The organism is Luteimonas sp. A277 (assembly GCF_054052045.1).
In genome coordinates, this window is sequence record NZ_JBSVRG010000004.1 from 105,587 (window position 1) to 118,359 (window position 12,773).

At 66.7% G+C, this 12,773-nt stretch carries 4 protein-coding genes; 2 read left to right on the forward strand and 2 right to left on the reverse strand.

Annotated features, from left to right (window positions below):
- Nucleotides 1–43: 43 nt before the first annotated feature.
- Nucleotides 44–613 (forward strand): Dps family protein, encoded by a 570-nt coding sequence (locus ACW7G2_RS05445; RefSeq protein ID WP_456973516.1) that lies wholly within the window; start codon nucleotides 44–46, stop codon nucleotides 611–613.
- 89 nt (nucleotides 614–702) lie between these two features.
- The gene (gene recQ / locus ACW7G2_RS05450) at nucleotides 703–2,526 is read left to right on the forward strand and encodes a DNA helicase RecQ (RefSeq protein ID WP_456973518.1); all 1,824 of its coding nucleotides are present in this window, start codon (nucleotides 703–705) and stop codon (nucleotides 2,524–2,526) included.
- A gap of 70 nt (nucleotides 2,527–2,596) precedes the next feature.
- On the opposite strand, the gene ACW7G2_RS05455 is transcribed toward recQ, so the two are convergent.
- Together ACW7G2_RS05455 and ACW7G2_RS05460 are read right to left on the reverse strand one after the other, a co-directional pair.
- A complete protein-coding gene (locus tag ACW7G2_RS05455; RefSeq protein ID WP_456973520.1) occupies nucleotides 2,597–3,439 on the reverse strand; it encodes an OmpA family protein in 843 nt (280 codons plus the stop codon).
- Between the two features lie 74 nt (nucleotides 3,440–3,513).
- The gene (locus ACW7G2_RS05460; protein ID WP_456973522.1) at nucleotides 3,514–12,681 is read right to left on the reverse strand and encodes an ESPR-type extended signal peptide-containing protein; all 9,168 of its coding nucleotides are present in this window, start codon (nucleotides 12,679–12,681) and stop codon (nucleotides 3,514–3,516) included.
- Nucleotides 12,682–12,773 lie beyond the last annotated feature (92 nt).

Consider the following 12,773-nt stretch of genomic DNA (forward strand, 5'->3'; position numbering starts at 1 on the left):
GAAGAGTATTGTCGCCTTTCCAGCATGTCAGGGAGATCAAGCCATGGCCAAGACCCAGTCAAGCAAGACCACCAAATCCAGCAAGGGCAAGAAAACTTCCCTTCCCGCCGCCTCGCCCGGGCCCGGCAGTTCCGGCCCGGCGGTGGATATCGGCATTGACGACAAGGACCGCCAGAAGATCTCCCAGGGGCTGTCCCGCCTGCTGGCCGACAGTTTCAGCCTGTACCTGAAGACCCACAACTTCCACTGGAACGTGACAGGCCCGATGTTCAACTCGCTGCACGCCATGTTCGAGGAGCAGTACACCGAGCAGTGGCAGGCCCTGGATGAAATTGCCGAACGCATCCGCGCGCTGGGCTTCAATGCGCCGGGCTCGTATACGGAATTCACCCAGCTGAGCACGATCGCCGAGGCGCCCGGCGCCACCAAGGCCCAATCCTGGGAGGAGATGGTCCGCCAGCTGGTGGAGGGCAACGAAGCGGTGTGCCGCACGGCCCGCAAGGTGCTGGATGAGGCCGATGACGCCGACGACGCGCCGACCGAAGACCTGGTGACCCAGCGCCTGCAGACCCACGAAAAGTACGCCTGGATGCTGCGCTCGCTCCTGCAATAGCGTAACGCCGGGATTCCCGACGCTTTCCGACACGCGTGGAGGGAATTGTCCGATAGGCCGGCGGGGGGCGCGCCGGTATCCTTGTGGGCATGTCATCCCCACAAGAGCAATCTGCGCTGGAAGTCCTGCAGCGCGTCTTTGGCCATTCCGCGTTCCGCGGCGAGCAGGCCGCCATTGTCGACCACGTCGCGTCCGGCAACGACGCCCTGGTGCTGATGCCCACGGGCGGCGGCAAGTCGCTGTGTTACCAGCTGCCCGCCCTGCTGCGCGAAGGCACGGCGATCGTGGTGTCGCCGCTGATTGCGCTGATGCAGGACCAGGTCGAGGCCCTGAACCAGCTGGGCGTGCGCGCCGCGTATCTCAACTCCACCCTGGAGGCCGATGCCGCCCAGGCAATCGAACGCCAGTTGCTGGACGGGAAAATTGACCTGCTTTACGTGGCCCCGGAGCGGCTGCTGACCCCGCGTTTCCTGTCGCTGATGGACCGGGCGCCGCTGGCGCTGTTCGCGATCGACGAAGCGCACTGCGTTTCCCAGTGGGGGCACGACTTCCGCCGTGAATACCGCGAGCTCACCGTGCTCCACGAGCGCTGGCCGCAGGTGCCGCGGGTGGCGCTTACCGCCACCGCCGATCCGCCCACCCAGCGGGAGATCGCCGAGCGCCTGCAACTGGAAGATGCGCGCCGCTTCGTCAGCTCGTTCGACCGTGCCAACATTCGCTACACCGTGGTGCAGAAGGACAGCGCCAAGCGCCAGCTGCTGGATTTCCTGCAGGCCCACCAGGGCGAGGCCGGCATCGTCTACTGCCTGTCGCGACGCAAGGTGGAGGAGTTCGCGGAGTATCTGGCGGAACACGGGATTGACGCCGTGCCCTACCACGCGGGCATCGATGCCCGCATCCGCGCCGCCAACCAGCGCAGGTTCCTGCACGAAGATGGCGTGGTGGTGGTGGCCACCATCGCTTTCGGCATGGGAATCGACAAGCCGGACGTGCGCTTCGTGGCCCACGTCGACCTGCCCAAGTCGATCGAGGGTTACTACCAGGAGACCGGCCGCGCCGGCCGCGACGGCGAGCCCGCAGAGGCCTGGATGTGCTACGGCCTTGGCGACCTGGTGCTGCTGCGGCAGATGATCGAACAGTCCGAGTCAGGCGAGGAGCGCAAACGGCTGGAACACCGCAAGCTCGACGCCCTGGTGGGCTTTTGCGAATCCATGCGCTGCCGGCGCCAGGTGCTGCTGGCCAACTTCGGCGAGGAGTATCCGGAGGTCTGCGGCAACTGCGACAACTGCCTGCACCCGCCCGAAGCCTGGGACGCCACCGAGGCTGCGCAGAAAGCGCTCAGCTGCGTCTATCGCAGCGGTCAGCGTTTCGGCGCGGCGCACGTGATCGACGTCCTGCGCGGCTCAGACAACGAAAAGGTCCGCCAGTTCGGCCACGATCGGCTCAGCACCCATGGTATTGGCGCCGACATGGACGCCCGCAGCTGGCGCGGCGTGTTCCGCCAGCTGGTTGCCCACGGCCTGCTGGAAGTGGATGGCGAAGGCTATGGCGGTCTGCGCCTGACGGCCGCCAGCCGGCCGGTGCTCACCGGCGGCGAACGGGTGATGCTGCGCAGGATCACTCCGCCCCGGCGTGAGCGGGACCGCAGCGGCGCCTCGCGGGCATCAGCTCCCCAGGTGGAGCTGGCCTCGGCCGACCTTTTGCTGTTCGAGGCACTGCGCGAGATGCGCGCCCGCCTGGCACGGGAACAAAACGTACCCGCCTACGTGATCTTCCACGACGCCACCCTGCGCGGCATTGCCGCCGAGCGTCCCACGACCGAGGCCGAACTGGCCGGAATCGGCGGCATCGGTGCGGGCAAGCTGGCACGGTACGGGGACATGGTGCTGGAGACCGTGCGGGAGATGGAATAAAAAACCCCGCACCCGGATCCGCGGTGCACAGCGGTCGGGAAGCGGGGTCGTCAGGCGGAGCCCTTGCCGGTCAGCGCTGGCCGCTGACCTCGATCTCCACGCGGCGATCGGGCCGCAGGCACGCGACCAGCGCGTCACGCCCCAGTCCGGCATCGCAGCTCGTCACCGGCTGAGTCGAACCGCGACCGGAAGCGGTGATGCTGCCGGTGGGAATGCCGTCCTGGACCAGCAGATCGCGGACCGTATTGGCGCGCTGTTCGGACAGCCGCTGGTTGTAATCGGCATTGCCGAGCCGGTCGGCGTGGCCCACCACGCTGATGCGGACCTGGTCGTCGCCGCTGAGGCTGGCGGCCAGCTCGGCCACTTCCTTTTGCCCCTCGGGCAGGATGTCCCGCACGCCGGAGCGGTCGAAGGCGAACAGCGCATCGGCCGACAGGGTATGGACCACCGGCTCCGGCGCCACGGCCACGGGCGCGGGTGCCGCGTTCAGCACGTCCAGGCAGGCGGGGCCGTCCCAGTGGATCGACTCGACCAGGTAGCGTCGCTCGGGGCGCTCGTAGTTGAGCTGGTACTGGCAGGTCACGTGCGTATCCACGCCGGTGCGGAAGTTGAACACGTAGTCCCAGCGCGATACGCCGCCGATCCCCTCGCTGAAGTGCGGATTGCCCAGCAGCGAGCGGATCTGGTTCTTGCTCATTCCGCGCCCGATCTGGCGCAGGTTCTCCACGTTGACGAAATCACCGCCGCGCAGCCACGCCCGGTCAATGTCCGGAAATTCGGTGTCGCCCACCACGCCCTGGATGGGCACATCGGCGCCGGCGGGGACCACCAGGTCCGTTGCGTGCAGCGCCGCGGCGCACAACGGCAGCAAGGCAAGGGCCAGCGACCGGCGGATCATGTTCCTGTGTGACATGTATGTCATTCCTCTAGATTCGAATCCTGCGGGTTGCCGCCGCCCCCGGCCTGGCCGGAGGCGGCGGCGCCTGGTCACTTGCTGCCGAGCACGCCGCTCACGCCGACGTAACCGCCGGCACCGTCACGGTTGGCGGAGAACCCGCCTTCCAGGCTCCAGCGGCCGTTGTCTGCGGTCCGCCGCAGGCTCACGCCCAGCGCGCCCTGGTCCTTGTAGGCACCAAAACCGGCGAAGTACGTCGTCGCCCCGGCCACGTACGGCGCCTGGCGCATGGCCATCGCGGTCGCCACGCCCGAGTTGATGCTCTTCTCCAGGTCGTCAACGCGCCCGTGCAGGTGCCACACATCGCCCTGCACCTGGTTGATGCGCTGGTCGGTGTAGTCGTTGGCCGTGACCACTGCATGGTTGACGCCGGCGTTGAGCTGGTTGACGTTGACCGCGTCGTTGCCCGCCACGCCCGGCGCAACGCCGGAGATGGTGCGGTTGCCAACGTTGACCTCGCCCGACGAACTGCTGCTGCCCACGTAGGCCGCGTCGTAGCCGGACTGGGCGCCCACGGTCGTCGCCGACCCCTGGCCCAGCGCCACGCTGTTGTCGTGCGTGGCCTGCGCGCCCTGGCCGACCGCGGTGCTGTTGGCACCGCTGGCCACGGCCTGGTTGCCCAGGGCAGTGGAATTGTCACCGCTGGCGTCCGCACCGCTGCCGCCCGCCGCCGAGTTCGCGCCGGTTGGAGTTGGAGCCACGATCGGGGCTTCCTGGCTGACCTGGAACGGACCGGTCGCGCCGGCCTGCAGGTCGCTGACATCGCCTTCCACCACATCCATGCGGTCGCCGAGGTCGTTCACGTCACCTGCAACCTGGTTGAGCTGGCCCACGTTGGCGGCGTCGGTGTCGTTCACGCCGGCCGCAACGTTGGTGATCACGCTGCCACCGGCATCGATGCCGTCGGTGGTCACGCTCGGGCCGCCCTCGATCACCAGGCCGGTATCGCCCAGGTGCACGTCATCGCCCACCCGCACGCCATCGGTATCGATCACGGTGTTGCCGGCGGTGATGCTGTCCACGTCGAGGTCGCGGTTGAGGGTGATTTCGATCTCACCGCTGTTGTCGTCGCCCGTCTGGGCCACGCTGATGTTGCCGTCGCCGGTGAAGTTCACCGAGCCGTTCGGGCCGATGTTGGCGGCATTGCCGTCTGCATCGGTCGCCGTCCAGCCGGCGTTGGCCGCATCGTTGGCGGAGCGGATCGCATCGTCGATGTTGTCATGCCCGGTGCCACCGATGTCGCTGGTGGTGATGGTGCCGTCCGGGTTGAGCTCGGCGTTGCCGCCGATGATCGTGGTGATCGAGTCGCCCATGCCATGCAGCTGGCTGCCGTTGATGGCATCGGTGCTGGTGGCGCTGATCTCACCGGGGGCCACGTTGGTGATCACCATGTTGCCGGCGTTGATGCCGGTAATGGTGACGCTCGGCCCGCCGGTGATCACCAGGCCGGTATTGCCCAGATGCACGTCGGTGCCGACCGCCACACCGGTGGTGTCGATGAAGGTGTCGCCGGCAGTGACGCTGTCGACCGTGATGTCGTCAGCCAGGTCGAACACCAGGTCGGTGCCATCGCGGCCGATATCGATGTTGCCATCGGTGTTGCTGAAGTCGACCGTGCCGCCGGGGCCGACGTTGTTGTCGGCCACCGCACCCTCTCCCTCGACCGACACGTTCCAGCCGGCATTGGCCACATCGCTGACCTGCTTGAGCTGGTCCTCGGTAGCCGCCTGTCCGCTGGTGTAGCTGTCAGGGTCGAAGGTGGTGTTGGTCAGGCCGCCGATGGTGCCGGTGTTGCCGTCAATCATGATCGTACCGCCGGCGCCCTCAACGCTTACGAAGCCTGCGCCCACCGTCGTGCTGCCGGTGGCGACTGCCACCGTCAGGCCGGCGTTGTTGACCGTCGTATTACCGATCGCGACGCTGCCGTCCGCGCCCAGGTCGATGTCCTTGTTGAGCTTGATCTCCAGGGTATCGCTGCCATCAGCAACCACGCCGATGTTGCCCTCGGTCAGCGCTGCCTCATCGGCCGCACCGCCCACCAGGTTTACCGTCTCACCCAGCCTGCGCTCCACGTCCGTACCGGCATCGCCGGCAAACGTCAGCGGAGTATTGGCCAGATCGTCCACCGCGCCGTCCACGTACGTCTTGTTGACGATGTGGTCACCCTCGGTGATCGGGCCCTCGTAGTACACGCCGTTATCATTGACCGTGAAGTGGTCACCCAGCTGAGTGACGCCGTCGACTGTGAGGTTGGTGGTGGTGATGCTGTCACCGTCGATGAAGGTGTCGCCAACTGTGATGCTGGTACCGATTTCCAGCTCGTCGGACAGGTCGAACGTGACGTCGTTGCTGTCGTCGGCCTTGGTGACCACGATGTTGCCGTCGGCATTGTTCAGGTCAACCGTGTTGCCGGTCGGGCTGTTGACGCCCACGTTGGTGGCGTTGCCGCCCTGCGCGCTGACATCCCAGCCCGCGTTGGCCACGTCGTAGACGTTCCCAAGCTGGTCTTCGGTGGCGGCCTGGCCGCTCACGATGTTGTCCGGGTCGAAGGTGAGGTTGGTCAGGCCGCCGATCGTGCCGGTGTCGCCACTGATCAGGATCGGGTTGTCACCGCCAACGGAGACCTGGTTGCTGCCGATCACGGTCTCCGCAGTGCCATCGGTCACGGAGATCGTGCCCGCCTCAACAACGGTGCTGTTGTCGCCATCAACCACCGTCAGGCCGTCCGCATCCAGCGTGCTGCCGTCGGTGCCGTCGCCGATCGCGAGGCTGCCGTCTTCCGTCAGCTCGATGTTGTCGGCCAGCTCGATCACCAGGCCGTCTTCATCCACGTTGCGGGTCACGCCGATGTTGCCTTCGGCAAGCGCGTTCAGATCCGCACCGCCGGTGATCGACAGCTCATCGCCCAGGTCCCGATGCACGACTTGGCCATCGTCACCCACGAAGTTCAGGCCCGCCGAGGTCAGGTCGGTGTTGACCTGACTCAGCTGCTCCTGGGTCGCCGCCACGCCACCCGTGTAGGTTGCGTTCGGATCGAACGTGGTGTTGGTCAGCCCGCCGATCATGCCGGCGTCGCCGTCGATCGTGATCGTGCTGCTCGTTCCGGCCACCGTCACCACGCCCGCACCAATGCTGGTGCTGCCGTCTCCGTCGGTGACCGTCACGTTTCCGGCCGCAACCGTGGTCACGTTGCCGGCGTCGTCCTCCACCGTCGTACCGTCGGCCGCAACCATAGTCACGTTGCCATCGTCATCCGTCACCGCCAGGCCATCGGTGTCGACCAGCGTGTCGCCGATCGCCAGGCTGCCGTCCTCACCCAGGTCGATGTCCTTGTTGAGCTTGATCTCCAGGGTGTCGTCGCCGTTGGCGACCACGCCGATGTTGCCCTCGGTCAGCGCAACCTCATCGGTCGCACCGCCCACCAGGTTCACCGTCTCGCCCAGCAGGCGATCCACGTCCGTGCCGGCGTCACCGGCAAACGTCAGCGGAGTGTTGGCCAGCCCGGTGAGCTGGTCCACGTTCACCGCGTCGGTGCCGTCCACGCCCGGGGCCACGTTGGTGATCACCTGACCACCCGCGCTGATGCCGTCGTTGGTGAACCGCGGACCATCGGCATCGCCGATGACCAGGCCGGTATCGCCCAGGTGCACGTCGTCACCCACGCCAACCCCGGTGCCGTCGACCACTGTGTCACCGGCGGTCACGCTGTCCACGTCCAGATCGCGGTTCAAGGTGACCCCGATCACGCCTTCCTGGTCGTCTCCGGTCTGGGCCACGGTGATGTTCTGGTCGCCCTGGAAGTCCACCGAACCGTTCGGACCGATGTTCACTTCGTCCGCGCCCGAGCCGCTCAGGTTCCAGCCCGCCGTGGCGGTCTGGTTGACCAGGCCCAACTGTTCTTCCGTCGCCGCGCGACCGGTGCCGTCGGCAAACTCCGGATAGTCGATGGTCTGGTTCGTCAGCCCACCGATGGTGCCGGTGTCGCCGCTGATCAGGATCGGGTTGTCGCCGCCAATCGAGACCGCAGTGCCGCCGATCGTGGTCGTGTAGCCGCCTTCGGTGACCTCGATCGAGCCCGCGCCCACGGCGGTGCTGTTGCCGGCGCCGTCGTTCACGGCCAGCCCGTCGTTGTCCAGCTCGGAATCGCCGATCGCCAGGCTGCCGTCCTCACCCAGGTCGATGTCCTTGTTGAGCTTGATCTCCAGGGTGTCGGTGCCATCGGCGACCACGCCGATGTTGCCGTCGGTCAGCGCGGACTCGTCCGCGCCGCCGATCAGGCTCACCGTCTCGCCCAGCCTGCGGTCCACGTCCGCGCCGGCATCGCCGGCGAACGTCAGCGGGGTGTTGGCCAGTGTGTTGAGCTGGTCCACGTTCACCGCGTCGGTGCCGTCCACGCCCGGGCCCACGTTGGTGATCACCGTACCGCCGGCATCGATGCCGGCCGTCGTCACGCTCGGGCCGCCGTTGATCACCAGGCCGGTATCGCCCAGGTGCACGTCGGTGCCGACGCCCACGCCTGTGCCATCAATGGTGGTGTTGCCGTCAACCGTGATGCTGTTACCGATCTCGAGGTCGTCCGCCAGGTTGAACGCCAGGTCCGTCCCGTCGCGGCTGATCTCGATATTGCCGTCGGTGTTGCTGAAGTCCACCGTGCCGCTGGGACCGACGTTGTTGTCGGCCACTGCGCCCTCGCCGTCCACCGACACGTTCCAGCCTGCGTTGGCGGTCTCGCTGACCGCTTCCAACTGGTCGACGTTCACCGCGTCGGTGCCGTCCTGACCCGGGGCCAAGTTGGTGATGCGGGTATCGCCCATGTCGATGCCGCTGCCGTTGATCACCGGACCGTTGTTGATGGTGATGCTGTCCAGGTCGGTCAGATCACGCGCCATCACCAGGTTCAGCTGGTTGCCGTCGCTGTCCACGCGCAGGTTGGCGCCAGTGGAGGCCTCGGTCGCGGCCAAATCTCCGGAAATGGTCAGCGGGGTGTTATCGCCCAGGGTCTTGTCGATGGTGCCGCCGGTATTGCCGGCGAAGCTAAGGCCATCGTTCTGAGTGGCAATCTCCGAACCGTTGTAGGTCACGTCGCCAGCGTTGTTGACGACGAAATTGTCGCCCAGCCGGGTTTCACCCCCGACCGTCAGGTTGTTGGTGGTGATCTGGTCACCATCGATGGTGGTGCCGCCAACAGTGATGCTGTTGCCGATTTCAAGATCATCGGACAGGTCAAACACCAGATCGGTGCCGTTACGGCTGATATCGATGTTGCCGTCATCGCTGCTGAAGTTCACGGAGCCGCCCGGTGCAACGTTTGCACTGGCGCCACTCTCCGCACTGACGTTCCAGCCCTGACCGACATACGTCAGCGCGTCCTGGACGTTGGTGTAGCTGTTGCCCTGCACGGACAGGCCCGCTGTCACGTTGTGGGTGACCGGATCGTAGGCGGAGGTTCCACCCAGTGCCGCTGCCACGCTCTGGCCAGCGGTATCGAGATCGTCTGCGAGCGCATCAACGGCCTGGTTGGTGCCGTAGAGCTGGCTGCCGTTGATCGCATCGGTGCTGGTCGCGCTGATGCGTCCGGCAGCCACGTTCGTGATGGTGCGCTCGGCGCCCGGGGTGCCCACGCTTACGGTGGCCACCGGGTTGGTGCCAGCGAAGTTGTAGGTGTTCCTGTCTACCGTGTAGCTGGCGGTCCCAACCGCCGCTGCAGTCTCCGCCCCGCTGCCCAGTGCGACCGAGCCCTGGTGCATGGCCCGCGCACCCTGGCCGAACGCGGAGGCGTTCTCAGCCGAAGCTTCCGCTCCGCGGCCAACCGCAGAAGCGTTCTGCCCGGAAGCACGGGCACCGGAGCCGACTGCGAGTGCATCTTCAGCCACGGCTTCTGCACCGCGGCCGAAAGCGGATGCGTTCTGTGCAGTGACCCGTGCGCTGGAACCGACCGCCAGACCGTCCTCGGCACTCTCGGTAGCAACGGCAGAGTCGCCGATCGCGGTCGCCGACTCGGCGCGCGCCTGGGCCTCGACACCAAGGGCCATGGCATTGAGGTCATCAGCTCTTGAAGTGTCGCCAATCGCGATACTGCCGTGATTGCGCGCGTCATCGCCCGGGATGTCGACAACGAAGCCCGAGATCGCGCCCGTGCCCATGGCAATGCCGTCGGTGGCGTAGCCGCGCGAGTTGGTGCCGGTGGCGATCGCGTTGGTTCCGCTGGCGTGGGCGTCAGTGCCGCTGGCCTGCGAGTTCACGCCGGTAGTGCGGGCACGGGTGCCGAAGGCCTGTGAGTCGGTGGCCATGGCGTGCGCATCGTAGCCCTGGGCCACGGCGCGCTCCTCGGAGGCCAGCGCGCTCTGGCCGATGGCGATGCCATCGTCGGCGGTGGCCTCGGCAACCGTGCCGATGACGATGGCGTTGTCTACCGTATCGCCCGACTTGGGATCGGCCTCAGCGCCGGTGCCCATGACGATGGAGTTCTGGCCGCGACTCACGGCCTGCTGGCCGATGGCCACGCCACCTGCGTCGTAGCTGTGGCTGCGGTTGCCGAGCACGGTGGCGTTTTCCGCACGGGCGCTGACATCGTGGCCAATCGCCACCCCGTTGTGTGCGCCGGCGTTCACCCGCGCCGCATGGCCGATCGCCAGCGAGGAGCTGCCGCTGGCAACCGCCGCCGGGCCAATGGCCATGGCGTCATCGGCGGTTGCGCCGTCGTTATCCCTGTTGGCATCGACGGTGGTGTTGGCGCTGTAGTACTTCACGCCGCTTTCTGCGACCGCCTCGTTAAGTTGTTCCACATTGACAGCGTCGGTACCCACGACACCCTGTGCCACGGTCACCGTGCCGTTCGGGTTGTAGATCACGGCGTCGCCAGGCAGCACGTTGATAGCACCGCTGGAAACCGCGTTGATCGCTTCGGCGACTGTTGTGTACTGGTGGGAGATCCCATCCTGGTCCTGCAGCTCGATGACGTAGCCACCGAAGCTGCCGTTCGATTCCACTGTCACGCTGCCGCCAACAAGGTTCGCAACAGCCTGCTGCGCGCCCTGCAACTGGCCCACGTTGACCGCGTCGTAGCGCTGCGAACCATCGGCCAAGTTGGTGATCCGGCGCTGGAAAGCCTCGCCGGGGTTCGAATTGCCGACGGAGACCGCACTACCAGGCACGGCCTCGCCGGTCAGATACCCGGTGCCGATCAGGTCAGACTCCCGCGCGGCCGAATTGCGGCCCAGCGCAATGTTGCTGCCTTCCGCGTCCGCGTGGGCGCCCAGCGCAACGCCGTTTGCGCCTGCGGACGAGTCCTTGCCGAGCGCCAGCGTTTCACTGCCTGCTGCCCTGGCTCCGCTGCCGAGGGCCACCGAGTCGGAGCCGGCTTCAGTCGCATCACCGATCGCGATGGCCTGCGCCCTGCCCCCGGCACCATCGTTCGCATTGACGCCAATGGAGATGTTGTTGTTGCCCGTAAGACCGCGACCGGCCTCAACGCCGAGTGCGACATTGCCGTCGCCGATCACGCTCTGGCCTGCCCCGTAACCGATCGCGGTGCTCTGATTACCAACCACATCCTGTCCCGCCGCGGTTCCAATGGCGATGTGATCGGTGCGATCGCCTCCCGGGGTGTCCTCGGTGCCGACTCCGGCGCCGGTGCCCAGCGCGATGCTGTCGCCGGTACCGACATAGGCGCCCGTACCTGCGGCAATCGCGTTGCCGGCGGTTGCATTGGCCTGGCCGACGGCGATACTGCCGGAGCCGGATGCGTGAGCATCGGTTCCCAGCGCGGTCGCGTTGGCGGCGCTGGCGTTGGCGTTGGCGCCGACCGCTGTACCGCCGGTGCCGAAGTTCCCGGTTACCCTCGCGCCCGCGCCCACCGCGGTGGCGTTTTCCACATACTCGGACTCGACGCTGGCGCCGTCGCCCAGCGCCACGGTGCTGTTGCCCGCTGCCTGGCTGCCGCGGCCGATGGCAATGGAGCCGCTGCCGTCACCGTCCACCGCGTCTTCGGTGCCTGCCGTCGCGCCCTGCCCCAGGGCGATGGCGCCCTCGGCGGTTTCGGTGGTGGCGGCGCCGTCACCGGCGGCGAAGCTGCTGTCCCCTGCAGCTTCCGTATCCGGACCGATGGCGATGGACTCCTCCCCCAAGGGCCTGGAGTCCTCTTCCTCGGAGTTGACCCGGAAGTACCGGACGCCGAACGCCGTACCTCCCTCGAACAACGCATTATGGAGCTGATGGCCGGTGACCGCCTCGGTGCTATCCAGCGCGATATTTCCATGAGCCAGACCGGTGATGACCTTGCCGTTGACATCGATGCCATCCGCATCAAGGGTCATGCCGCCCACGCCAATGCTCCCGACCTCGATCTCGTCGGCCAGGCTGAAGGCCAGGTTGGTACCCGCCTGCGAGACCTCGATGTTGCCATCGCCGCTGAAGTCCACAGAACCGCCCGAACCCACGTTCGCAGACGGGCCGCCCTCGGCGCTGATGTTCCAGCCGGCGGTGGCGGACGACCTGACATCGTCGATCTCTGCCGTGTTGGCGGCGATGTCGGCGGCATTCGTCGCGATGTCGGCAGTGTTGGTCGAGATCGCGTTGATATTTGTGGTGATGTCGGCAGTGTTCTGTGCGGCGGCCGCCTGGGCCGCGGCGGCGACAGTATTGACCGCGTCGAGCTGGCCTACGTTGACCGCGTCCGTGGCGACTTCGCCCGCGAGAACGCCGGTGATCACGCGGTTGCCAGCATTGATACCGTCCAGGGTAACGCTCGGGCCGCCGGTGATCGTCAGACCGGTGCTGCCGAGCATGACGTTGCCACCTACGGCCACGCCGCTGTTGTTCATCACCGTGCTGCCGGTGGTGACTGTGCTGGCGGTGACGCTATCCACGACGAGATCGGGATCGAGCGTGATCGCCAAGGTGGCGTCATCGTTCGCCCCGGTCAGGTTGACGTTGATATTGTCATCGCCCTGGAAGGTGATCGTGTCGCCGTTGGAGACTGTCCAGCTCGCGTCCTGCGCGAACGCGGTTGATCCGGCCAATCCGGCCAATCCGGCCAACGCCAGCGCCGGTGCGAGCACCGCGGCCAGCAGCGACCTGCGCAACAAGGTTGCGGCGCCAGCTCCCTGGACCACGCCGGTGCTGTCGCTCCGGGCAAACTCCGAGGCCACGACGAGCTGGCCCAGTTCCTTGTTCCAAACCTTGCTGTAGATCTTGTTCATATGTAGCGGACTCCTAGGGATGTTCGCAGGTGGCAATGGATGACGTACGGCGCGACGGACGCGCGGAAAGTGCTGACACAGGCAGCCACTGG